Source organism: Peribacillus aracenensis, from assembly GCF_025175645.1.
GTDB lineage: Bacteria > Bacillota > Bacilli > Bacillales > DSM-1321 > Peribacillus > Peribacillus aracenensis.
The window spans coordinates 44,575-68,385 of sequence record NZ_JANZMJ010000028.1; the positions used below are offsets into that span (position 1 = coordinate 44,575).

Annotated in this window: 31 protein-coding genes; 22 read left to right on the forward strand and 9 right to left on the reverse strand. The window is 38.9% G+C overall.

Annotation, left to right across the window (positions count from 1 at the left end; genetic code table 11):
- Window positions 1-98 precede the first annotated feature (98 nt).
- Window positions 99-716, reverse strand: coding sequence for a TetR/AcrR family transcriptional regulator (locus N0M92_RS22050; protein ID WP_260287845.1), 618 nt, complete (start codon window positions 714-716; stop codon window positions 99-101).
- Window positions 717-888: 172 nt separating this feature from the next.
- Between N0M92_RS22050 and N0M92_RS22055 the strand changes: the two genes are divergently transcribed.
- Window positions 889-2,082 carry a YhgE/Pip domain-containing protein gene (locus N0M92_RS22055; RefSeq protein ID WP_260287846.1) on the forward strand — a complete coding sequence of 398 codons (1,194 nt, stop codon included), beginning with the start codon at window positions 889-891 and terminating at the stop codon, window positions 2,080-2,082.
- A gap of 189 nt (window positions 2,083-2,271) precedes the next feature.
- Here N0M92_RS22055 and N0M92_RS22060 read toward each other — a convergent pair whose 3' ends face one another.
- From N0M92_RS22060 to N0M92_RS22070, 3 genes are read right to left on the reverse strand one after another with little or no spacing between them, the layout of a single operon-like run.
- Window positions 2,272-3,345 (reverse strand): NAD(P)H-dependent flavin oxidoreductase, encoded by a 1,074-nt coding sequence (locus N0M92_RS22060; RefSeq protein WP_260287847.1) that lies wholly within the window; start codon window positions 3,343-3,345, stop codon window positions 2,272-2,274.
- Window positions 3,346-3,369: 24 nt separating this feature from the next.
- A complete protein-coding gene (locus N0M92_RS22065) occupies window positions 3,370-4,578 on the reverse strand; it encodes a YbfB/YjiJ family MFS transporter (protein ID WP_260287848.1) in 1,209 nt (402 codons plus the stop codon).
- 39 nt (window positions 4,579-4,617) lie between these two features.
- Window positions 4,618-5,007 (reverse strand): tautomerase family protein, encoded by a 390-nt coding sequence (locus N0M92_RS22070; protein WP_260287849.1) that lies wholly within the window; start codon window positions 5,005-5,007, stop codon window positions 4,618-4,620.
- A 165-nt stretch (window positions 5,008-5,172) separates the two neighbouring features.
- Here N0M92_RS22070 and N0M92_RS22075 point away from each other — a divergent pair, with 165 nt between their 5' ends.
- The 7 genes from N0M92_RS22075 to N0M92_RS22105 all read left to right on the forward strand — a co-directional run bounded on the left by N0M92_RS22075 (window position 5,173) and on the right by N0M92_RS22105 (window position 11,220).
- On the forward strand, window positions 5,173-6,063 hold the full coding sequence (locus N0M92_RS22075) for a LysR family transcriptional regulator (RefSeq protein ID WP_260287850.1): 891 nt from the start codon (window positions 5,173-5,175) through the stop codon (window positions 6,061-6,063).
- A 326-nt stretch (window positions 6,064-6,389) separates the two neighbouring features.
- Window positions 6,390-7,580 (forward strand): macrolide family glycosyltransferase, encoded by a 1,191-nt coding sequence (locus N0M92_RS22080; RefSeq protein ID WP_260287851.1) that lies wholly within the window; start codon window positions 6,390-6,392, stop codon window positions 7,578-7,580.
- Between the two features lie 104 nt (window positions 7,581-7,684).
- On the forward strand, window positions 7,685-8,341 hold the full coding sequence (locus N0M92_RS22085) for a Type 1 glutamine amidotransferase-like domain-containing protein (protein WP_260287852.1): 657 nt from the start codon (window positions 7,685-7,687) through the stop codon (window positions 8,339-8,341).
- A 150-nt stretch (window positions 8,342-8,491) separates the two neighbouring features.
- Entirely contained in the window at window positions 8,492-8,989 is a 498-nt protein-coding gene (locus N0M92_RS22090; RefSeq protein WP_260287853.1) for an SRPBCC family protein, read from the forward strand.
- Window positions 8,990-9,186: 197 nt separating this feature from the next.
- On the forward strand, window positions 9,187-9,402 hold the full coding sequence (locus N0M92_RS22095; protein ID WP_260287854.1) for a DUF3951 domain-containing protein: 216 nt from the start codon (window positions 9,187-9,189) through the stop codon (window positions 9,400-9,402).
- 472 nt (window positions 9,403-9,874) lie between these two features.
- Complete coding sequence (locus N0M92_RS22100; RefSeq protein ID WP_260287855.1) at window positions 9,875-10,774, forward strand: DMT family transporter; 900 nt, start codon at window positions 9,875-9,877, stop codon at window positions 10,772-10,774.
- Window positions 10,775-10,800: 26 nt separating this feature from the next.
- A complete protein-coding gene (locus N0M92_RS22105) occupies window positions 10,801-11,220 on the forward strand; it encodes a VOC family protein (protein ID WP_260287856.1) in 420 nt (139 codons plus the stop codon).
- Between the two features lie 64 nt (window positions 11,221-11,284).
- Here N0M92_RS22105 and N0M92_RS22110 read toward each other — a convergent pair whose 3' ends face one another.
- Window positions 11,285-12,151 (reverse strand): SDR family oxidoreductase, encoded by an 867-nt coding sequence (locus N0M92_RS22110; RefSeq protein WP_260287857.1) that lies wholly within the window; start codon window positions 12,149-12,151, stop codon window positions 11,285-11,287.
- Between the two features lie 180 nt (window positions 12,152-12,331).
- On the opposite strand from N0M92_RS22110, the gene N0M92_RS22115 reads away from it, so the two are divergent.
- Window positions 12,332-12,766: a GNAT family N-acetyltransferase gene (locus tag N0M92_RS22115; RefSeq protein WP_260287858.1), complete on the forward strand. Its 435-nt coding sequence runs from the start codon at window positions 12,332-12,334 to the stop codon at window positions 12,764-12,766.
- A gap of 18 nt (window positions 12,767-12,784) precedes the next feature.
- Here the strand turns inward: N0M92_RS22115 and N0M92_RS22120 are convergent, their stop codons facing one another.
- The gene (locus N0M92_RS22120; protein ID WP_260287859.1) at window positions 12,785-13,012 is read right to left on the reverse strand and encodes a hypothetical protein; all 228 of its coding nucleotides are present in this window, start codon (window positions 13,010-13,012) and stop codon (window positions 12,785-12,787) included.
- A 255-nt stretch (window positions 13,013-13,267) separates the two neighbouring features.
- On the opposite strand from N0M92_RS22120, the gene N0M92_RS22125 reads away from it, so the two are divergent.
- On the forward strand, window positions 13,268-13,531 hold the full coding sequence (locus tag N0M92_RS22125) for a hypothetical protein (protein WP_260287860.1): 264 nt from the start codon (window positions 13,268-13,270) through the stop codon (window positions 13,529-13,531).
- 62 nt (window positions 13,532-13,593) lie between these two features.
- Window positions 13,594-13,788, forward strand: a complete 195-nt coding sequence (locus tag N0M92_RS22130) for a hypothetical protein (protein ID WP_260287861.1) — start codon at window positions 13,594-13,596, stop codon at window positions 13,786-13,788.
- Window positions 13,789-13,860: 72 nt separating this feature from the next.
- On the opposite strand, the gene hepT is transcribed toward N0M92_RS22130, so the two are convergent.
- Window positions 13,861-14,277, reverse strand: a complete 417-nt coding sequence (gene hepT / locus N0M92_RS22135; RefSeq protein ID WP_260287862.1) for a type VII toxin-antitoxin system HepT family RNase toxin — start codon at window positions 14,275-14,277, stop codon at window positions 13,861-13,863.
- Entirely contained in the window at window positions 14,270-14,662 is a 393-nt protein-coding gene (mntA, locus tag N0M92_RS22140; protein WP_260287863.1) for a type VII toxin-antitoxin system MntA family adenylyltransferase antitoxin, read from the reverse strand. Before mntA ends, hepT begins: the two co-directional genes overlap by 8 nt.
- Before the next feature lie 245 nt (window positions 14,663-14,907).
- On the opposite strand from mntA, the gene N0M92_RS22145 reads away from it, so the two are divergent.
- A complete protein-coding gene (locus tag N0M92_RS22145; RefSeq protein WP_260287864.1) occupies window positions 14,908-15,912 on the forward strand; it encodes a phosphotransferase enzyme family protein in 1,005 nt (334 codons plus the stop codon).
- 11 nt (window positions 15,913-15,923) lie between these two features.
- Window positions 15,924-16,445 (forward strand): GNAT family N-acetyltransferase, encoded by a 522-nt coding sequence (locus N0M92_RS22150; protein ID WP_260287865.1) that lies wholly within the window; start codon window positions 15,924-15,926, stop codon window positions 16,443-16,445.
- 92 nt (window positions 16,446-16,537) lie between these two features.
- On the opposite strand, the gene N0M92_RS22155 is transcribed toward N0M92_RS22150, so the two are convergent.
- Window positions 16,538-17,335: a peptidoglycan-binding protein gene (locus N0M92_RS22155; RefSeq protein WP_260287866.1), complete on the reverse strand. Its 798-nt coding sequence runs from the start codon at window positions 17,333-17,335 to the stop codon at window positions 16,538-16,540.
- 290 nt (window positions 17,336-17,625) lie between these two features.
- Between N0M92_RS22155 and N0M92_RS22160 the strand changes: the two genes are divergently transcribed.
- The 9 genes from N0M92_RS22160 to N0M92_RS22200 all read left to right on the forward strand — a co-directional run bounded on the left by N0M92_RS22160 (window position 17,626) and on the right by N0M92_RS22200 (window position 23,791).
- Window positions 17,626-18,279 (forward strand): HAD family hydrolase, encoded by a 654-nt coding sequence (locus N0M92_RS22160; protein ID WP_260287867.1) that lies wholly within the window; start codon window positions 17,626-17,628, stop codon window positions 18,277-18,279.
- A 105-nt stretch (window positions 18,280-18,384) separates the two neighbouring features.
- Entirely contained in the window at window positions 18,385-18,891 is a 507-nt protein-coding gene (locus tag N0M92_RS22165) for a GNAT family N-acetyltransferase (RefSeq protein ID WP_260287868.1), read from the forward strand.
- 51 nt (window positions 18,892-18,942) lie between these two features.
- Window positions 18,943-19,182 carry a hypothetical protein gene (locus N0M92_RS22170; protein WP_260287869.1) on the forward strand — a complete coding sequence of 80 codons (240 nt, stop codon included), beginning with the start codon at window positions 18,943-18,945 and terminating at the stop codon, window positions 19,180-19,182.
- A gap of 263 nt (window positions 19,183-19,445) precedes the next feature.
- Entirely contained in the window at window positions 19,446-20,378 is a 933-nt protein-coding gene (locus N0M92_RS22175; protein WP_260287870.1) for an ABC transporter ATP-binding protein, read from the forward strand.
- Window positions 20,378-21,334 (forward strand): ABC transporter permease, encoded by a 957-nt coding sequence (locus N0M92_RS22180; protein ID WP_260287871.1) that lies wholly within the window; start codon window positions 20,378-20,380, stop codon window positions 21,332-21,334. Before N0M92_RS22175 ends, N0M92_RS22180 begins: the two co-directional genes overlap by 1 nt.
- Window positions 21,335-21,707: 373 nt before the next feature.
- Window positions 21,708-22,250 (forward strand): hypothetical protein, encoded by a 543-nt coding sequence (locus tag N0M92_RS22185; RefSeq protein WP_260287873.1) that lies wholly within the window; start codon window positions 21,708-21,710, stop codon window positions 22,248-22,250.
- Between the two features lie 177 nt (window positions 22,251-22,427).
- On the forward strand, window positions 22,428-22,631 hold the full coding sequence (locus tag N0M92_RS22190; protein WP_192206544.1) for a zinc ribbon domain-containing protein: 204 nt from the start codon (window positions 22,428-22,430) through the stop codon (window positions 22,629-22,631).
- Window positions 22,632-22,671: 40 nt separating this feature from the next.
- Window positions 22,672-22,854: a hypothetical protein gene (locus tag N0M92_RS22195; protein ID WP_260287874.1), complete on the forward strand. Its 183-nt coding sequence runs from the start codon at window positions 22,672-22,674 to the stop codon at window positions 22,852-22,854.
- Between the two features lie 40 nt (window positions 22,855-22,894).
- Window positions 22,895-23,791, forward strand: coding sequence for a DMT family transporter (locus N0M92_RS22200; RefSeq protein ID WP_260287875.1), 897 nt, complete (start codon window positions 22,895-22,897; stop codon window positions 23,789-23,791).
- Window positions 23,792-23,811: the final 20 nt, after the last annotated feature.

Here is a 23,811-nt window from a genome sequence, read left to right on the forward strand (position 1 = left end):
CTTTTAAGGAAGCTTTTTCTTATAGGGGCAGTTTAGTTAAATAAGCATTTTACTAATAAAGGGACAGTACCTATTTGTCATGGTAGTGTCCCTTTATCTTATTTTTTCAAACCAGCTGCAAAGAAGGGTCCATTAACTGTAATGGTCGATAGGATGCGAGCCATTTCTTGAGGGGATTCCTTCCTGCCGCTATCCAGCCATTGTTGAATGACTCCTATATGTGCAGATACAACGTAGGAGGCTAAATATTGTCCTGGAACAAGTAAATGTTCCTCCTTAATAAGTGCGTTTGGATCATTTCCAAACAGTGTTTTCCACATAAAATCTTTCAGTCTTGTTTGAAATGATAAATCTCCTTTTGGGCCTAACACCGCTTTCATAAATCCACTATTTTCATTAAAATACTCAAATATTGAAACTGCGAGGGTAAATGGTGCTAAAGTGGGGGCGCCGGTTCCAAGTGCAGCAATAACAGCTGGAAAGTTCTGTTTTGCTATTCTGGACATTTCAAGCATGATTTCTTCTTCGTATTTAGTCATTAAATCAAATTTGTCTTGATAGTGTGCATAAAATGTGCCTCTATTAATTTTTGCCCTGGTTGTTATATCTTTAACCGTTATTGCTTTGAAACCTTTTTCATCGATTAATTCTACAAGTGCATTTCGGATGGACTCTTTAGTCCGAATGATCCGCAAATCCGTATTACTATCTAGCAAGCTAATGCCTCCTTAATTTTATCCAACATATTTATTTACGGTGTTCCGTAACCAACACATGTGCCATTTTTGATTATTGAAACAGAACTCGTCCCCAAATTATAATTTGGAATGTAGTAAACAAAACAACAGGTTGTTCTTTATTATAACCGAAACCAAGGAGGGGTAAAATATGTTCAAAAATAAACTGGTATTGGTTTCACCGATCATCGCATTGGCCGTTATTTTTATTTTTTCACTGACATTATTTCCATCGGTTCAGCCACAACCGAAAAATCTGCCGATTGCAATCGTAAATGAGGATGAAGGAGTGGTAATTCCTAATCAACCAAAGATGAACATGGGGCAAACGATTGTTGAAATGATACAAAAGTCTTCAGCATCAACAAAGGGAAAGGACCCTGCTGTAAAATGGGTGGAAGTGGACAGTATGGAGGCAGTCCAAAAAGGTTTAGATAATCAAAAGTATTACGCGGCTTTAGTTATCCCAAAGGATTTTAGTCCAAAGCAAGCATCATTACGGACACCAGCACCTTCTGCACCTGAAGTGCAAATATTTATTAATCAGGGAATGAATGCGGCTGCTTCGACGATGGCAGGACAGGTCTTGAATGGAGTAGTTGACAACATGAACGATACTGTCCGAAAACAACTACTTGATGGTTTTGAAAAACAAGGAGCAACTTTGACAGCAAAACAGGCAGCAAGCCTTGCAGTTCCAATCGCTAAGAAAGTCACGAATGTCAATGAAATCGGCACGAATAGTGCGAACGGAAATGCTCCTGTTTCCTTATTCCAGCCATTATGGATGGCTAGTTTGGCTAGTGCTGCGGTAATCTTTATTTCTATTAGCAAAATGCCGATCCGCACTAGAAAAGAAAAACTTGTCACAAAGGCCGGGCAAATTTTAATGGGTGCGGTTGTAGCCCTGGTAATTGGATTTGGCTTTACCTGGATAGCAGATGGAATGGTTGGTTTGAATATCCCGAATTTCATGGATACGGCTTTATTCTTATCAATTACCGCCTTTAGTTTCTTCTTAATGATTTCGGCTGTATTTTCGTTAGTTGGGATTAAGGGCATTGCAGTCTTTGTCTTATTACTTTTCTTCGGTGCCCCTTTACTGGCAATGGCACCTGAAATGATGTCTCCGTTTTATCGGGATTGGATTTACTCTTGGTTGCCAATGCGATTTATGGTAGAAGGTCTTCGGAAATTACTCTTCTTTGGTGAAGAATTAACTTGGAACACGCCAGTTACTGTCTTTGTTTGGATTGGATTAATAAGCATGATTGTGATACTGAGTACTGCTGCTTTAAAACGCAATGAGGTGAAGGAAGTAGTATCGGATTCTCGAAATGTATAAAAAGTGTTTGCATGGATATAGTTGGCCACTTTGTTGCCAGGTTTAACAAAAGAGTGGTTTTTCTTATAGGGAAAGCGGTTCTTTTTATAAAAGAGAAACGATACAAACAATGGTCACCAGGACTATCTGGTGACCTTATAGTACCAATGGCAACATTAGATTATTAAAGAGAAGTGAGCTGCTGCCTCATCATATGTAAATCATTTTAGCTTCAGACATCATATCTTTCATTAATTTTTCAACGGTTTGACTTTTGGCTAATCTGGGACTTTGTCCAGACCAGAGTGACATGAAATCTTGATTATTTTGACTGCTGCTCGTTTTTCTGATTACTTGAGTTAATAGGTTTTGAACAGGAAAATCGGGTACAAGCAATTCATGCTCCAGCATATCTGCAATAAATTTGTTTTTAATACCTCTTGCCCATTTACCGGAAAAGGCACGAGTAAAGGTTGTCTGGTCTTCAGCAGCATTCAATATGGCTTCTTTATGTACCTTGTGTGCCCCACTTTCTATACAAGTCAAGAAAGCTGTCCCCATTTGTACACCTTGTGCCCCTAAGAAGAGTGAAGCCATTAATCCTCTTCCATCCATAATTCCTCCTGCAGCGATTACAGGTATGCTTACATTGTCAACAACCTGCGGAATAAGTGACATTAAACCTACCAGGCTCTCCTGATGACCATCAATAAAGTTCCCGCGATGCCCGCCAGCTTCACTGCCTTGCATAACAACCATATCCATTCCCGCCTTTTCATTTTCAACGGCTTCCCTAACCGTTGTAGCTGTTCCTATAAGAGTGATGTTATGCTGTTTTAATTCATCCATCACTTCCTTAGGAGGGATACCGAATGTAAAGGAACAAATAGATACATTCTCTTCAATGACAACCTGAACTTGTTCAATGAAGCTTTCATGAATTTTTTTATACTCAGGAATGTCAAAGCTGTCTATTTGTTCTACATTTAATTGCTTATGTATGGTGTGTAAAAGCTGGTTGGCTGACTGGACCGCGTCAGGCGTTACGTTAAATTCGTTTGGCACGAATAGATTGATGCCAAAAGGGTTTGACGTTAACTGCTTGATTTCTCTAATCTGCTCTCTTGATTGTATGGGTGTCTGATAGCCTGCTCCGATCATTCCAAGTCCCCCGGCATTGGACACCTCGGCTACTAAATCCGAAGTCGTGATCCCGCCTGCCATGGGAGCTTGTATTATAGGATTCTTAATCTTTAAATGCTTCATCATTTCATTATTTAACATCATTGACTCCCCCAATTTTGTATTTTAACCCTCATTAACTCTCTTCTGTTTTTTTATATTGGCTGGATGAACGTTAGGGTTGATCTCGAAATGAATCCCGCTTGAAAGCAAAATTGCCCCAAAGAAGACAACACTTGCTGCACCAATAAAAGCAGCATTGAAATCATGTGTGAGTGATGATAAAGCCCCAGCAAGGGTTGGTCCTATCAACTGTCCAATAGCATAAATAGCGGTAAGCATGCCAATGGTCCGATTGCTATCAGATGGATTCATTTCCCGTCCCAATGTTGTAGCCAGGGTCGTGATACCCATAAACGTGGCTCCAAATAATAAAGCACTTATGACAAAGCTTGTTTTTGACATCCAAAAGGCTGGCATCGCAATACCAAAGGATTGCAGAGCCATTGCAAGTACTAAAGATTTAATGAATCCCCATTTTTTAGCTAGTAAAGACCAGATGAGACAGGATGGAATCGCAGCCAATCCCACCATCATCCAAACTAAGGTAGCACCATTATGAAAGGATGAGGTCTTTTCAGCGATGGATACGATAAACGTTCCTGTAACAATGTAACCCAACCCTTCTAAACCATACGCAATAATCAACCATATAAGCCAGTTAGCGGGGGGCACTTTTACAATCATATCTTGTTTATCTTTCTTCTCGACAACGTTAGGGGTTTCATCGAGCCAGATCCATACAAAGATAGCAAGAATTCCACTCACGACAGCTAGCCCTATCCATGTTCCTTCCCACCGAAATAAATGGTTTAATCTCGGAATCATTAGACTGGAAGAAAAGATTCCCAAACCTACTCCCCCATAAAAAAAACCCGACCAACTGGTTTTTCTTATAGTTGCAAGTTTATCTAACACGATACCGGAGGCTAAGACCAACACAAACGCACTGGCAAACCCTGATAGAAAGCGAAGTCCATACCAAAGATGAGAGTATGAGAGACCCATCAGGGCCGTGGTTAAGATACTGATGATTAGACTTATTCTTAACAAAATGGTTCTATACTTCTTAAAAGGAATGGCACCTGCTAAAATGGCTCCAAGCAAATATCCTGCGTAATTACTGGATGCTAGATAACCAGCAACTGTATTAGATAAAGTAAGTTCTTTTTGCATAAGGGGAAGAATGGGAGTATAGGCAAATCTTCCAATCCCCATAGCAATGATTAAAGAAAAGATTCCCCCCATTAAAAAAAGATAAGATTGATTCTTCAAAACTTCCCCTCCTTGTATACTAAAAGCATACATTCATAGCTATAATGAACCTGTTAGAAACTGTGCTTCCCCTCGTCCAAAACTCCAGTCAGCATCGCTATTTTCCGTTATGGAAACCATCAAGTCCTGTGAAGAAATCCCACAGTCCGATTCAAGTTTATGAGCAAGAAGTGAGTATAAGGTTTCCTTCTGTTTTACCGTTCTTTTCTTACTTACAATACTAATGACTACTAGGTCTCTGCTTCTTTTAAATCCCAGTCCGGTATCCTCGATCATTAGCTCATGCGGCGGGTGCTGATGAACGATTTGATAACGGTCGCTTTCAGGCACTTGGAAAGCTTCCACCATCGCATGGTGGGCCGAATCCAATAATTTTTTTAACGTTTCTTCACTTCTTCCTTCTACCAAATCAAAACGTAATAATGGCATGTTGTGTATCTCCCCTTAAAAGAAATAATGGTTTTAGAGTGTCCATTTACATGTAGGATATTATAAGCATATCTTTTCTTTGCTATATGGTATAATACTTAAAATTTATATTTGGTATCACTATTAATGATGGCTAAAAGATAAATCAACTAAGGAGAGATTATTTTGGATTTGCATTCATTAAAGATTTTCCAGAGTGTAGCTAAGATGGGGAGTATTTCTCAAGCAGCAAGAGAACTTCAATATGCACAGTCAAATATCACGATGAAAATACAGCAGTTGGAATCGGATCTTCAAACAACTCTTTTTTATAGACATAATCGCGGCACTGCATTAACTGACAAAGGAAGCATGCTGCTGACATATACAGAAAAAATATTCGATCTTATAGAAGAAACCAAAAATATGATGAATGATGATCAAACTCCTAGAGGTCCGTTAACTATTGGTTCAATGGAAACAACCGCAGCAGTTCGCTTACCAGTCTTGTTTTCAAAGTATCATAAAGATTTTCCAGAGGTCGACTTAACTTTAAAAACAGGCTCCACTGAACAAAATATTCAAGCAGTGCTTCAGAATGAATTGGATGGAGCATTTGTGGCAGGACCCATTAATCACCCGGATCTCATTCAGAAAGAAGTGTTTGAAGAGGAACTAATTCTCATTACTGATACAGTCCATCCCCCTATATCTTCTATCAAAGATATTCAAACAAGGACACTGCTCGTATTTCATGCAGGATGTGCTTATCGGGAAAAGTTTGAACTATGGCTAAAACAAGAGAAGATGATACCCAATAAGATAATGGAATTTGGCACTATAGATGGGATCATCGGTTGTGTCGCAGCTGGTCTAGGTATAAGTATGCTTCCACAAAGTGTGATTGCCAAGCATGAACAAGACGGCCTTAGACAACATTCAATTCCGAATCTATGCGGAAAAGTCAAAACAGTATTCATTTATCGAAAAGAGAAGTATGCACCTGCGTCTTTAAAAAAATTCATCAATATGTTAAGTGATGAGGAGGAATTGTTAGAAAATAAAAAGTTCATTTAAGCGGGGGTATATTAACAGGCCCTTTATTAAAGGCTGTTTTCGTATACTTTGTTGCTATTTACCAAGTAAGGCGGTGTGGTTGATTTCCCCTCCAGATGCTCGCTTCCCGCTGCTCCCGCAGGAGTCTTGCACCTGCGCTCCCATCAACCTTAAATAAAAACAACAATCTTTACGAAAAGAGCCTTATTAAAAGAAGAATGGTGCCTAAACGATATTAATTTTAGATGACAAGGAGTTTGAGGTTTTCAAGTATTGTACTATGATAAATTTAATTAGAAGGGTATGGGACAGTGATACTCTTACAGAATTACCTAAGGAGTGATAAAATGGCACGTGTTTTATTTATTAATGGTGGATCAGAAGGACATATCAATCCAACTCTTGGAGTTGTGCAAGAGCTTATTTCGTGTGGAGAAGAGGTAGTGTACTTTACGATAGAAGCTTTTCGAGAGCGTGTTGAGAAGACGGGAGCCACTGTACGAACATTTGACGGTGAAAAATTTATAAAAGCTTTTATCTCAGGCGGGAGAAATTATTTACTCGAAAGAATCAACGGTCTTTTACATACGGCAGATATCGTCATACCTAGCGTTCTTGAACAGATCAAGGGAGAGCATTTTGATTACATCATCCACGACTCCATGTTTGGTTGTGGCCGTTTACTTGCCCAAATCCTTAAGCTTCCTGCAATCAATTCTTGTACTTCTTTTGCGCAGACGAAAGCATCATTCGATAAAATGTTGGAACAGCTTTCTAAAGAAATCCCTGCAAGTATATACGATGAATTTCAAAGCCTGACGGAAATGGTGAAGGGGAAATATGATGTGGAGATCCATTCTCCTTACGAGGTTTTTTGTAATCCTGCACCACTTACAATCGTTTATACAACTAGAGAATTTCAACCTTTTGGAGAAGCATTCGACCAAACTTACAAATTTGTAGGTCCATCCATCTCTTCACGATTAAAACAGGATGATTTTGACCTTACTGCTATCAAAGGAAAAAGTCCCATTTACATTTCGCTCGGTACAGTTTTTAACCGTGATGTTGATTTTTATAAGCTTTGTTTTGAAGCATTTGGAAATAGCAATCACACGGTTGTAATGTCGATCGGTCAACAAACCCCACTAATTGATTTAGGAGAGATTCCCCAAAACTTCATTGTAAAAAAATATGTTCCACAAACGGAAGTGCTAAAATACACGAAGTTATTTATCACACATGGTGGAATGAATAGTACCAATGAGGGACTCTACTACGGGGTTCCGCTAATTGTAATCCCACAAAGCGCGGATCAGCCAATTATTGCAGAGCAAGTTGCCAATATCGGAGCAGGTATTAAATTACAAATGCAAAGCTTGAATGCAAATCAACTACGTGAGGCCGCAGATCATGTGTTAAACGACCCATCTTTCCATAAAGATGTTTCATATATAAGGGAATCCTTTCAAAAATCGGGTGGATATCACAAAGCTGTTGATGAGATTTTTGAATTTAAAAGTCAATATGATATCTAGATGTAAAAATTTCTCAGCTGACATTAGCGGTGACATATAAAGGTATTGTCCTTTTTACATAGAATGTTTTAAGAGAATGGCATGTGTATAAATGGGGGACATATATGGATATTTGTTTTATTGGCGGCGGAAATCAGACGAATAATGAATTAGGTGAAGTGTTCCTGGAACTGGCAAAAATGATTAAACCTGAAGCTAAGCTTTTGGTAATCCCTTTTGCAACCGACAATTCCAGGTATGAAAGTTGGATGGTAAGTATCAAACAAGCCTTTTCAATAATGGACAATGTAAGTATTGAATTATTAAACGAAGACCTTTCGGACACTGAAATGAAAAGTTCTATAATCGAACATGATATTCTTTATTTTATTGGTGGAAAGCCAGAAAGGTTGATCCATGTAATAGAGGAAAAAGGACTTGCCCCAATTATCAAAGACTTTCAAGGTTTAATCATTGGATATAGTGCGGGTTCATTAGCTTTTTGCAAGGATTGCATAATAACAAAAGATAAAGACTATCCAGAAACGATAGTGATCAAGGGCTTGGGGTTAGTCGGATTTAGTGTTGAGGTCCATTACGAGGATAATATAGATGGAGAATTAATTCCCCTATCAAATGAACGAAAGATATATGCAATACCGAATGGAAGTGCAATTTTCTCCAAGAACGGGGAACCATTTAAAGTTACAAACGATATCTATTCCTTTCAAAATATGAAAAAGGAAAGTTGTAAAGGTTTCGATCAATTATGCTTTGAATGAGTGTTTTGTTTCGCTTCATCCGCTTTCAATCGAAATTGAGGAAATCAGGATGGAAACTTATATGGAGAAACTGGAAGCACATGGTTGGCGTGTTGTCTCAAAAGAAGAATTGAAAAGTATGTCCCATAAAATGATGTAAGGAGTATGTAAATGGAAAAATACTCAACAACCACTTTAAAGATGACAAGAAATTTTGATGTAGTGCCTGAAATGGTTTTTGATGCATGGTTGAACCCTCAGATGATGAGAAAATGGTTTTTTACATTGGAAGGGACAAATAAGGCGGCAAAAAATGATTCTCAGGTGGGAGGAACTTGGGAAATTATTGATGAGCGCGATGGAAAAGATTATCGGGCGATAGGGGAGTATCTTGAAATCGACCCTCCCAATAAATTAGTGTTCACTTTTAAAATGCCTCAGTTCAGTGAATTAGTAGATACCATTACAGTTGAGCTGAAAGAACTTCAAAAGGGCTGTGAAATGACATTTTCACAAAATATCATCGTTCCTCATGAAGAAAATTGGACAGAATCCGATATTGAAAAAGCTCTTGGAGACTATCACGATGGATCTGAACATGGCTGGAATTTAATGTTTATGGGACTGAAGGAATTGGTTGAAACTGGACAGGTCAGCTTTAAAGGCTAATAGTCGTTAGCGCAGTTTGTAGACAAGAGGGAGTTCGGAATGGTGCTCATCCCGAAACACAGTTTTTAAAGAAAGGCTAAGTAAACTTTGTGTTTTTTTAACTTTGGCTGTTTTCGTAAAGTTTGTTGTTTGGGATAGAGGGATAGTATGGTTTGTGATGAATAAATTAGTGAGTAATCTATTTAAGGAGTGATTAAATGACATATGTTTTTTCTTTATTCATTATTTTTGTAATAGGCTTTGTTTGTTATCGGATGATTAAAAAGAAATCAATACCTTCAAATAGATACACACCTTATGATGACATCACTATGGGAATTAAAGATGACGATATACAACAAGATAATCCAATACATGATACCAAGCATCATAATCAATATGAAGAGAAATCAAATAACGACAAGACCGTTTAAAGCGGTCTTTTATTATGAACAACATTTCAACAGGCGTGCAGTTCGAGAAGGCAACAATGTATGTGAACAGCCTTTACTTTTTATGAAACCCTCATTGGATTGAAGAAATTTGCTAGCCAAGACCCCACAGCCGCTTACTTTGATGAGGCTTGGCAAGTTGGCGGGTAGGGAGCGAATTTCTGAAATCAACTGGAACGTTTTTAAAACTGCAGACAAACTCAATTATTACCGAGTTTGTCTGCAGTCTGAAGCTAATAGACTAGCCAATGATAAGCTCTCCATTTTAACTGGAGGGCTTTTTCGGAAGGGATTTTTATATATTGACAATTCCTTTTGGATTGGTAATATTTACTTTATTATTACATTAATACCGGATGTGATTTTTAATAGAAGGCGGTTAAATTATGGATGGGAAAATCATTTACGATGAGCTGATAGAAAGTGGGCAATATCGCAAATTGGTCATTTTATTATGACAAACTTTATGTACATATTTTGTTTATTAGTATGGGGACTTAATTTTATTGCCGTTAAGATTCAAGGTACGCCTGTAAGTTTAGAATTATCTTTAACATATCGTTTAGGTTTGACGGCCATCCTATTTTTCATTTTATTGTGCATTCTTAGACCTAAAGGAAAACCCAGGAAAAAGGATGTTCCATTTATTATTGTGTTTGGAACTTGTAATTTTGCTTTAAGCTATTTATGCCTTTATTACGCCACCATCTTAAGTTCAGCGGCCATGGTCACTTTAATATTTTCATTGAAAGTCATTCTAACACCCATTGCCCTTCGTGTTTTTTTGAAGGAACCATTACATTCACGTATCTTAATTGGTGGGATAATTGGTGTGCTGGCTGTTTGTATTGTTATTTACCCGAGTTTAAATAATATTCATGGATTCAATGATATAAAGGGTATCATGATGGCTGTTCTTGGTACCCTCCTTACTGCATTGGGCGATGCAAGTTCAGCTAGAAATGCCAGGAAGAAAGTAGACCCAATCTATGCTAATGCACTTGGATTTGCAGTAGGAGGAATTCTTTTATCGGCAATTGTGTTCATTCAAGGACAAGCGGTCACTTTACCGACATCTATTACCTATTTATCTGCTTTGTTCTATTTAACTATATTCGCTTCCTTTGGAGCTTGGCTATTCTACCTCAAGCTTGTAGAAAAAATAGGCGGGGCGAAAAGTGGATACATGGTTGCCCTTTTTCCGGCAATTGGAGGTATAGCTTCAGTGATGATCGGTGAATCAGATCCATCCATTTTCTTGGGAGCTGGCTGTCTTTTCAGTTGTTTAGGTGCCGCTATTGCATTAGGTTTTGGTATGGATATTGGTAAAAGTAACTTGAAAGAAGAAATATAGTTCGATTTACAGAGAGGGATGGGACAATGGAAAGTAAATGGCCAAATGAAATGAAAGTAGCGCAAATCCGGGTTGCACGGCCTACTGATCAACTTAAAAAGGTTGTAAGCTTCTATTGTGAAGGCTTAGGCTTGAAAAAAATCGGGTCTTTTGAAGGGCATGAGGGATATGACGGCATCATGATTGGGCTTCCAGATTCCAGCTATCATCTGGAGTTTACCCAACATAAAGATGGCAGCCCTTGTCCTGCCCCATCACAAGATAATCTGCTTGTCTTTTATATTCCTGAACGTAAAACCATTGAGGACATCACGAATAGATTGAAAGGTATGGGCTATCAACCGGTTTCTCCGGAAAATCCATATTGGGAGAAATCCGGTGTTACCATTGAAGATCCGGATGGCTGGAGAATAGTTTTAATGAATTCGCCCGGCATAGGAAATTAAATTTCAGTTTAGCAATGTAAATGAAAACGACCGAAAAGCACCATGCTTTTCGGTCGTTTGGGGTTTATGAGGACATCGTGATCCCGCCATTGATGTGAATGCACTGCCCCGTTATATAAGCACCTTCATCAGATGCAAGCAGCACATATGCGCCTGCATGGTCCGCCGGCTGCCCAGGGCGGCCAAGCGGTGCCTCGGTACCGAACTCGGCAACGGATTGTTCGTCGAACGTCGCCGGGATGAGCGGAGTCCAAATCGGGCCTGGTGCCACCATATTGACCCGGATCCCTTTTTTAGCCACATTCTGTGCAAGGCTGCGTGTGAATCCGACGATTGCCCCTTTTGTCGCTGTATAATCCATCAATGTTGCATGCCCTCTATATGGGTTGATCGATGTTGTGTTGATGACTGAATTGCCTTGTTTCATATGAGGAACCGCGTGCTTGCTCATGTAAAAAACTGAATAAATATTGGTGCGGAACGTTTTGTCCCATTGCTCGTCCGTAATATCCTCAATGTTTTCCGTCGGGAATTGCACCGCTGCATTATTGACGAGGATGTCCAGCTTCCCAAACTCGTCCAACGTCTTCGTAATCAATTCCTTACAATTCTCCTCCACGGAAACGTCACTTGGAAGCAAGAGGCAGCGAACGCCTTCCGCTTCAATCAGCTTCTTCGTTTCCTCGGCATCACCGTGCTCATCAAAATAATTCACAACCACATGGGCGCCTTCCTTTGCATAAGCGATGGCAACCGCACGTCCGATGCCGCTATCTCCGCCTGTTATCAAGGCAACTCGGTCCTTTAGCTTACCGCTTCCTATGTAATCCTTTGGCTGAATCGGAAGTGGATTCATCTCAGATTCAATGCCAGGCTGTCTTTCCTGTGTTTGTCCGGGCTGTCCGTTTTTTTGCTGTTCATATATATTCAAAGAAAATCTCCTCCTCTTAAACTATTGATCTAGTCATACTTTAGCCGTAAAAAAGTATGGTTAAACATCGTGATTCCGATCGATTAATTCTGCAAACGATTACAAAAATATCGAAGCAAGAAAGGAATTACGGTGTTGGAAGTTGAAATACATGCTAATAAAACTTTCAGGGGTGTTAATGTGAATTCGATAGAAACAATACAAGAATTAACCAATAAAGAACAATGGTTAGAAGCCTTTCCAATCATGAATCAGCTGCGAACTGACTTAACTCAAAAAACATATCTGGAGTTACTTGAAGAAATGAAGAAAGATGGGTATCGTTTGTTTGCTTTATATAAGGATAACCAGGTTGTATCCTTGGCTGGTTTAAGCTGGAGAGTGAACTTTTATAATAAACGTCACGTATTTATTTATGACCTTGTAACAGATTCTGCCCACCGTTCTTTTGGATATGGAGAGAAGTTATTGAATTATTTACATGACTGGGCAAAAGAAAACGGAGCTGCCTATGTGGCATTGGAATCTGGAATCCAGCGAAACGATGCCCACCGTTTCTATGAAGAGAAATTGGATTATGATAAATGGTGCTACTCATTTAGAAAAACGCTGTGAGTGGAAATAGCTGAGTAATCAGCTTTTTTTTATGTTGGAGAACAAAAGAAGAAATGAAGTGAATGTAAGAATCATCGTCCAACGAGTAAACGCCGATTCACGAGTAAAAGCGTGAAATTCACGAGTAAACAGGCTAAATTCACGAGTAAAAGCGTGAAATTCACGAGTAAACAGGCTAAATTCACGAGTAAATCGCTGAAACTCACGAGTAAAGCGCCGACTCACGAGTAAAAGCGTGGAATACACGAGTGAGTTTTCTGTATTTTGGTTTGTTTCAATACAATTGAAGAGATTGAAGTAGGCAATAATTTTGCTTTCATAAGCAGTTATTGGTGCTGGCGGATTTTGTTCATCGGAATCAGTTTATTCATCATTTTTACAACTGTAGATTCATTCTTTCGCTGAAAAGATCTATTTGAACATTTTTGTAATGATTTATTTAGCCTTGGACATACTTAATTAAGATATCAAAAAGTAATATTCATTTAAGGAGGAAACCCAATGGCTAACGATAATATACAAATGAAAATGGAGCATATTTGGCAGGATACATGTGGATCATGGGAAAACTGTACTGAAACCACAATTCAATCATTCTTGGCGAAATCCCAAGAAAGCAATATAGACCCGCAATATTGCATGAGCTGGGTGGAACAGCATAAAGCCCAAATACCTGAGTGGAATGCCGTTTCAAAAGTGTCGCTTGACTGGGTTAATCAACATACCTCAACGGGTTCACCCATTTCAATCAAGGAAGATTTTTAAAAAGTTATCTTTTTCTGCTTATGATTGGTTCGAACTCTACTATGTTTAAGAGGTGAAGACAGTTGTCAAATAATGAGGAACAAAACGGTAAATCAAATAGTCGGGATCAAGATTACAAAGTTAATGCTTGGGATGAAATGAATGGTGAAGATAAATTTGTACAATCAGCCATCCAAGAAGAATTCAATAATCCAGTAATCGAAGAAACGATCTTGAAGTTCAATAAAATAGCGAATGAAGAAGAAACGGAAACTTGATTTTGGACGCGCCCTATAGGGCGTTTTTTTTTTGAAGTATGAAAAAGCAAGAGCTTTTGTTGGATACCTCTTTCACCGCATTCCTTGGAAATTCAGGTTTTGTTTTGTATACGCAGTGAAATCGCTGAGATGATTCACTACGATTTGTTCTAAAATGTCTAAATTAATGTTTTGGTCATCATGAACAGCAATGTTTCTTAATCCAACCATGGCTTTTAAGCGCCTAGCTATATCTTCATTAATAACCGAATGATCCTTCAGCATATCAAAAGCATCCCTGCTTGATTGAGGCAACCCAAGTCTTTGATCAGCTACAATATGCATGGCCAGGTCAATCGAGGATTCGCATGCGCGTTGTATATTAAGGATGATGGAATCTTGTTTCGTATAGTCCTTTAGGCTTTCTGGATTATTCGCGTATACAACCTTAACGCGGTTCATGCAACGCTCGATTACACTGATCTTGTTCAAAATCACATCATTATCCATAAATGGACCCACTTTCCTCTATTTTTTTTAAGATAATTTCCCGTTCCTCATTCAATTTAGCGTACATGCTAAGAGCAATCATTTGTTGGTTTTTTAGAAGTGTGTCATCTTTTGAATAAATCACAATGCCGGTTGTGTATATTTGTGCCTGAAAAACGGTCGATGCTGTCCTTAGATTAATCAGGTCCACATCTATTTTCAGGATATCTGCCAGTTCCTGTGCCAATAAAAATAACTCATATGTAATATGTGATGAATCTTGACTGTAGAACGCTACATCGATGTCACTATCCCTATGTGTAGTGTTCTTCGCGTAAGAACCAAGAAGGGAGCAAAATCCAAGATTTATAAAAAAGAATGATATACAAATAAAGGGAAAAGGCATTTTGGTATCGTATAAAGCATAGTATAAATCGTTTTTATTAATGGCTGTTTTCGCATACTTTGTTGCTATTTACCAAGTAAAGCGGTGTGGTTGATTTCCCCTCCGGATGCTCGCTTCCCGCTGCTCCCGCAGGAGTCTCGCACGTGCGCTCCAATCAATCTTAAATCGTTTTGTTTTAAAAACAACAATCTTTACGAAAAGAGTCTTATTAATAAAGTTAGCAATATCATTAAGGAGTGATGATCATGGAAGCATCTGTAGAGCGAATTTTTTCTATGGAATTGGTGAAATTGGCTGGGCATTTTTTTCAAGTGAATGCTGGGGATCCGGTTAAACTTGGAGATGCAGAGAACTATGTATTTGAGGTTTACAGGGATGGAACGCCATATATCTTAAGAATGACACATCAATCGCATCGTACAAAAGGTCAAGTGCTTGCTGAGTTAAAGTGGATTGAATATTTACAGAATAATAGTAGTGAAATTCCTAAAGTTCTCTCTTCGAAAGAAAATAACTTAGTTGAAATTGTAAAGGGTTCGGATGGTACGGAATTTTATTGTTGCCTGTTTGAAAAAGCTCCTGGTGTGAGGATGAAAGTCACCGATGAAAATTTCGATGAACCTTTATTTTTTGAATGGGGAAGAACGATTGGCCAAATGCATAAACAAACAAAAAATTATCAGCCTGAAATAAAATATAGAAGGCTGGATTGGCATGAAGAGGAACTATTGAATGCCGAACTTTACCAATCCGATGTTCCAGGGCAACTGATGCACCAACAAGAATCAATCAAGAAGAATTTAGATGCCCTTCCAGTTCATCAAGATAATTTTGGATTGATCCATTCTGATATACATAACGGCAATTTCCATTTTCATGAGGGGAAGATTCATGTTTTTGACTTTGATGACTGTTCTTATCACTGGTTTGCCAGCGATTTGGCCATCCCTCTGTACTATCTGATATGGAGCTTGGAACGTGAAGGGATAAAAGGGCTTGATGAATATGCCGCCAAGTTCATGAGGGCATTCATAAAAGGTTATGAGACGGAGAATATCCTGGCACCTGAAGCATACGAAACGATTCCCCTATTTTTAAAGTTAAGGGACCTAACGTTATATAATTTTTTTCATAAAAAGTATGATTTGAAGAATGCGGATGGTCAATTATTCCAAACCGTGAAGAAGATCGAACAAAGAATCATCGAAAGCCGTCCTATTGTTCACTTCGATCCGAACATGGTTCATTAAGGGTGATTGGAATGTCAGAAATGAAGAATCACATCATTCGGACTGGTGAATTGGCGGATGCGAAAGCGGTTTTGGATGTACAGAATTCCGTTATTTCCGAAGGAGAGTATTTTATTGCGGTATCGGAGGAGTTCAATAAAACACCGGAACAACAAAGGGATTGGATACGAACGTTATTGGAAAATGAACGGGAAACCATCATCGTGGCCGAAATAAATGGTGAGGTCATTGGATGGATCGTGTTTCAATCGGAAAATAGGAAGAGAATGTCTCACAAGGGCTCATTTGGAATGATGATCAGGAAAAATTACAGAGGGAAAGGAATGGGAAAGGAGCTTTTAAAAGCTTTATTGGAATGGGCAGAGGCAAATCCGTTCATTGAAAAGGTGAGCTTGGGAGTATTTTCAACAAATCAGCGGGCAATATCACTGTATAAAAAGATGGGATTTGTTGAAGAGGGCCGTAAAATAAAGGAATTCAAGATGAGCGAACGTGAATACGTCGATGATGTTATCATGTACAAAATGGTTTGATCAGACCAAAAGAGCATGGATGGATTGAATGCATGCTCTTTCGGTTTGGTTATGTATCTATTTTTATATGAAAACGCTGTTTATGTTACGCATCATCTAATTACTTTCACTTTCACTTGCTTTCTTCCCCACGTTAAAGCATCCGCTTCACCCGCGATGAATACATCGATTCTGTTTCCTTTGATGGCGCCGCCCGTATCTGCAGCGATTGCTTGTCCATAGCCTTCGACTTCCACGATGGAGCCTAGCGGAATCACGTTAGGATCAACGGCTATCAGTTTGGCATCATCATATTTTTTTAGGTCAACGCCCATTCTTGTAGTGCCGGAGCATCCCTGGCAGCTCGCTGTATATGCTGTACTTGTTACCGTTATTTCTTTAACGGCAGAGCTTGCTGAACTTGCTCTTTCTTTTAATTTACTGAAGGTCCGAGCACCGGCCATTCCATCAGCGGATAATCCCTTTTGCTTTTGAAAGTTGATGACGGCTTGCTTTGTACCTGTTCCATAAATGCCATCGATCGTTGATGTGTAAACGTCCCAGGCCTTCAATAATCTTTGCAGTTCAGCTACAGGCCTTCCCATATCCCCGCTTTTTAGTACCTGTATTTTCTGATTCGTTTGTGTTCCAGCTATTCCATCGACTTTCAGTCCTGATTTTTCCTGATACTTCTTAACGGATTCTTTTGTAATCGATCCGAAGTTACCTGTTGCTTCATGATAGGGAAAAACCCCTTTTGTCAGTAATAATTCTTGTAAGTCTTTAACATCACTATTACTCATTCCAAATGAAAGTGTGCGATCCAAAGCAGCGGCTTCGCCTTTTGTTGGCATGCAAACTCCTAGAATGAATACAGAAGCCGTTAGGATCGTTAATAAAATTTTCTTCATGTTTATCCTCCTCGTTGTTTCCTGCAATTAAACAATTCGTTAAACGATCACCCTTTTAGGCGCAGTTAAGGAAAAACACCGCGAAGGCACTAAGTAATTGTTAAAACATGTAACATATAAAAAAGAAATGAGGCGGACATCGGGTTACCATATCCTTAGCGATTAACTAATTATGGAAATAACCAAACCTTCCAGAAAACGGGCGGAACCGTTTGGTTGAACAAGGGAATTCATTCATGTACGTTTATGTTAATGGAAATACCATTTCAAGGTTAAAGGAGGAAATCATTATGATTAAAGCAGTTATTTTCGACTTTGATGGTTTAATTTTAGACACAGAAACGGCTTGGTATGAGGCTTATAAAGAAACGATGGCTTTTTATAAATCTGATTTGTCTCTTGAGCAGTTCGTAAAATGTATCGGAACGGATAATACTGAACTTAATCAGTACTTCAAGGATCAGCTGGGGGAAAGTTGCAATATTGAAGAAATTGAATCCAGGGCAAAAAGCCTTCATGAAGTCAAAATGAAAACATCACAGGCACGTGAAGGTGTAAAGGATTATTTAGAAGAAGCAAAAAACAATGGATATAAAATCGCCCTCGCTTCAAGCTCGACGAAAGAGTGGGTCACTCATCATTTGGGGGAACTTGGACTGTTAAACTATTTTGAAGTTCTGATCACAGGGGATGATGTTGAAAAAGTAAAACCTGCGCCTGATTTATATGTAAAGGCAATTGAAGTTCTGGGCATTCGGCCCACAGAAGCCGTAGCATTCGAAGATTCGTTAAATGGGCTTCAGGCGGCCCTGACTGCAGGATTAAAGTGTGTAATCGTTCCTAATCCCGTTACGGAAGCTTTAGCTTTTGAAAATCATCATTTACGCCTCCGATCTATGATGGATAAGAGCTTGTCTGAAGTTATCAAACATATTGAGCTATAAGCGTTCGAAGGAAATTATAGTATGATAAAGGAATGAAACCACGCCGAAGATGGCAGAGTCTTCGGTTTTTCCGGTTTTTAATGAATTGGTGCGAAGGGTGATATTATGGGATTGCAAACCAATGACGAAGGAGTCTGGCTGCGGGAGGTCAAGGAGAGTGATCTACCTATCTTTTTCGAGCAGCAACTGGATCCTGCCGCAAACTATATGGCTGCTTTCACATCGAAGGATCCAACAAACAAAATGGCTTTTTTGACACACTGGAAGAACATCTTATCGAACCGGGATATTCAAAAAATGACCATAATCCACAACGGATGTGTTGCGGGCAGCATTCTCAGGTTCGAACAATTTGGTAACCCTGAAGTGAGTTATTGGATCGGGAAGCAATATTGGGGTAAGGGAATCGCTACAGAAGCACTGCTCAATTTTTTGCCGAAAATTAAGGTCCGCCCTCTTTATGCCCGCGCAGCCAAGGATAATCTCGCATCCATCAAGGTTCTGGAAAAATGCGGATTTGAAAGATTCGATGAAGACAAAGGGTATTCCCATGCAAGAGGGGCAGAGGTTGAAGAATTCATTTTGAAACTTGAATCAGGAAACCCCAGTTAAGATAAGAATATAACAATATCGTTAAACCTATGAGGAAATGGGTGGCATACTATGGGATTGAAGATTTTTTCCATCATTTTTATTTTATGTGGTCTTTTTGTAATGTGGTTCGCCGTTTTTGGCAAAAAGAAAGAGATCAAAGAGTTCGGCTCCGGAATACCAATGAATTTCATCGATGTAATTTTAATGATGATATATAGGCTTTTACCATCCATTGTTAGAAAAATCCTTCTTTTTGCATTGGGCCTGGCCATTTCCATCGGCTTTACTTATATATTTCTCAACTTGTGATTATCCGTAAATTTTCCTAATTAGATAAAATAACCCTGAAACTTTATTCAAACAAAAACGTATTAAAAAGAAAACGGTACATAGGAGTTGTTGCTATTTCGGGAAAAAAAGTGTTTATGATAATGCGGGCGGGAAGGTGACGCCGATGGAGGCATTGGTTCAATATACCCAAAAAGAAGAATATCAGTATAGTAATAATATGCATTATATGGTAATGTAGGGATTGTGTGATTTTGGAAAAAATGAAAAAAGGAAGGTATTATATGTCTGAATCGGTTCTTAAGGTTCAATCCTTAACTAAAAAAATTGGAAAAGCAACCATTGTGGACAATGTTAGCTTTGAAATAAAAAGTAATGAAATATTTGGTTTGCTTGGTCCGAATGGGGCAGGGAAGACCACGATCATCCGTATGATCACAGGCCTCATCAATCGTACGGGCGGTACTGTCATGATCAATGGCAGTGACCTCGATAATGATTTCGAAGGTGCAATGAATCAATTGGGGGCCATTGTTGAAAACCCGGAGTTTTATAAGTACATGACAGGCAGAAAGAATATCCTCCATTATGCCCGAATGTCATCCAATGACATATCCAATGAGAGAATAGAAGAGGTCATCAAGCTTGTCAAACTGGATCATGCCATCGATAAGAAGGTTAAAACCTATTCATTAGGGATGCGACAGCGCCTTGGCGTGGCACAGGCCATTTTACATAAACCGTCGTTATTGATTTTTGATGAACCGACGAACGGCTTGGATCCACAAGGGATTCGCGAGTTTCGTGATTACTTGAAAGTACTGGCGAGTGAAGGCGTCGGGATATTGATTTCATCACATTTACTATCGGAAATGCAATTGATGTGCGATAGTTTTGCCGTTATCGAAAAGGGAAAACTGATACATACGAAAGAACATATTTCAGATGAAAAAACCGAAACGATCAATGAAGTTTCATTCACTGTCAGTGATGGAAAGCTAGCTAAAAAAATCCTTCAAGAACAGTTTGGGGATATTACGATTCTGAAATATGATGCGAAGACAATCTCCGTATCGGCCTCTCGTGAACAAACGGCCAATATAAATAGGAGTTTTATTGAAAATCAACTAGATGTCTATGAAATTGGCATTACTAGAAAATCACTGGAAGATAAATTCTTTGAAATCACTGAGCAGGAAATGAGGGAGTCTGTATGATGTCCTTAGTAAAAAATGAATGGATGAAAATCTTTTCAAAAGTATCAACTTATATATTCATCGCTTTTCTTTTATTGGCAGCATTAGGGACTGCAGTCATCGATTATAAACTAAGTCCCCAAGAATCGGGTAAAGATTGGAAGCAAGAGTTAAAGGCAGATATACAAGAACAGGAAAAGGCTTTGAAAGCTAAGGAAATCAGTGAAGATGAAAAAGCCGCGATCATGGAAGATATCAATCTCAACAAGCAATTGTTGGCTGATGATATAAACCCTGACTTGAACACGAATTGGACCTATATGGCGGAATGGACTACATCATTAACATCATTTGTCACTTTATTCGTCGTTATTGTTTGCAGCTCGCTCGTTTCCTCTGAATTTTCGGATGGCACCATTAAACAACTGTTGATCAGGCCTTATAAACGTTGGAAGATTCTACTTTCCAAATATATTACTTCCTTGTTATTTGCAGCGTTATTACTTGCGAGCCTACTTATATTCAGTTATCTTATCGGCATCATATTCTTTGGCAATGGTTCGTATTCAGACAAAATCATGGATCCCGCATCTTTCGGTGAATTCAGTCCTGTGGTAGTCGGCGAATATTTCGTGGACATGATCGTTTACTGGATACCAGGATTCCTGGTCATCACGACCATCGCTTTCATGCTAAGCACATTATTTAAAAACCAAGCACTTGCAGTAGGTATATCCATTTTCATCCTATTTGCTTCTTCGACATTAAATATGGTCATTCAATCATTCATCGGCAAATACGAGTGGTTAAAATTCGTCTTATTCCCCCACCTTGATTTAAGGGGCTATATTTCCGGAACCATGGAAATGTTCGATGGAGCTACACTTGGATTTTCAATGAGTGTACTCGGCATCTATTATCTTATCTTTTTAGCGCTAACTTTCTTCTTCTTCCAGAAAAAAGATATCACTAATTAAATAGTCCTTACCGAAAAACCGAAATCAGTAGCTGATTTCGGTTTTTATTATGCAACATAGAATGCATGAGCCAGTTGCTGCTTGAAAAAGTGAAACTTTTATCCATATTTATCCGTATAAGATAATATGAGGATATTTAGTAGGACATATGGATGTAAAATGAAAAATAAGGTTCTGTTAATTTGGGCTTATAGGATTCTATTTATTTCTACTAGGCATGATCATTTCACGATGGTCAGTTGTTGGCGTAGTGATCGGGATAGGCGGAGGACTCATAATGGGAATCAGTTCCTGCCTGTTCGCCAGTTAGTAGCTCCAATACAGAATAGTCGACCCACGGAAATAATCCGATAGAGATGGAGTAGATTCAAAGATGGGAAAAATGCATGATCAACGAAAGTTCATTATTGTACTTATTATTATTGGAGCAGCATTAGGTTTCTATGTGTACTCGGCATTCTCTGAAAAATTGACAAAATCAACGGATTTGGCCGATGAATCCATCGGGGGATTCAAGGTTTTGGATAACATAACGAGTCCAGAATTTATTAGGGAATATGGAGAACCCATCGATCAAGATAATAATAATGCATATGATTATTATTATTGGAAAGGCGGGTTAAAAACGGCCTCTATCAATACAGACGAGGATAAAGGGGAAATTATGCGGTTAATCATTTCAAGTACGGACGACGATCCATTTGACAACTCCCTGCAAACAAGCAAAGGTATAAAGTTAGGAAGTAAGAAAGCGGACGTTCTTTCGAAGTACGGAGATCATTATTATAAAAGTTATGAACAGGGAGCGGATATTATCGGCTACATTGACCATGAACGGAATATTACTTTAGAATTTTGGTGTGTTCCAGGTGGAAGGGTTGCAGAAATACGGTTGGACGATGCAAAGGTCATGTAATGTTTTTTCTCAAGTATCCTCGATTAAGAGGTTCGGCCGTTTAAGAAAGCGATGCGATGTTTAAGGAACGAGTTTCCATTTTTTTATAAGTTCTGAAACCATTCCTTACTTTATCCGTATATCTAAGTATGTACGGTGCTGACAGGTATTTATATATAAATTGGGAGATGAAGGATCATGAGCGAAAAGGGTTGTATGAAATGCGGAAGCAATGATGCTGCTAAGAAGGATGTAGCCATGACTGGAACAGGGTTGTCAAAAATGTTCGATGTCCAGAATAATCAATTTACGGTTGTGTATTGCAAGAATTGCGGTTATTCGGAGTTTTATAATAGGCAATCATCGGCAGGCAGTAATCTGCTGGATCTATTCTTTGGATGATCACTGGCATGGAAAGAATCCCCTTTTTCAAAGGGGATTTTTGGTTTTTCTTCGTTTGGGAAGGGAATTACTAATGGAACCGGACTGGGTCGCCAAAATAAAAGAAGGAAGGGAAGACGAGATCATGACGACCTTGCCGCGCGATAGCAGGTGTACATTGATGATTCCAGATCACATGTGGGCGAATATCATCACACGTGACGGCATGCCCGAGAAATGTTAGTATAAATGTAAAAAATGGGAATTTATTGAGGGGAAATGAAATGAATAAAATAGCACTTCTTCAACTGTCTCTAGCCATGACGATCTTTGGTTCTGTCGGTTTCTTTTCAGGACTATCAGGACTTCCTGCATTGGAATTGGTTTTTGTTCGCTGCATTTGTGCGGCCATTTTCTTATGTGCTGCCTGGGTGATTACAGGACATTTCAAGAACGAAATATGGAATTCCAAAGAGGTAATGCTCATCATTTTCTGCGCGGTGGCCAACTTGTTGAACTGGATATTCCTTTTTAAATCTTTCGAACTGATATCGGTGACAATTGCCATTTCGCTTTATCATTTAGCGCCGATCATTGTACTCATTTTCGGGAGCTTCATCTTTAGGGAGAAAATGAGTTTATTTTCCATCCTGGCCATTTCACTTTGCTTCATTGGCACATTATTCATTATGGGAACAGATGGATTTCGATCATCAACCCCTGAATGGGAAGGGATCATTTATGGGATCATTGCTGCATTTTTCTATGCGGCAACCATGCTTTTAGGAAAGAGCATTTCAAAGACCAGTGTATACGCGACCACCTTTCTGCAAATGTTCATTGGATTTCTATTACTGATTCCTTTTGTCGATTTTTCAGTCTACACAACGCTAAAGTCTTCAGAATGGTTTTATACGGTACTTACCGGCATCATCCATACAGGCGTCGTGTATCTGCTGTTTTTTAATAGTATCCGCCATTTGCCTACAAATGTAGTATCTTTCATGATTTTTGTCGATCCGGCAGTAGCCATCCTTTTGGATATTCTTCTTTCAGGATTTCAACCGGACAGGATTCAAATCTTGGGCATTACATTGATATTTATTGGTGTGCTTTATTCACTTAAGACGACAAGACCGAATGAAAAGGATGTCATGCAAAAAAGGCCGCACACAATGTGAGGCCTTTTTTCTTTATGGTT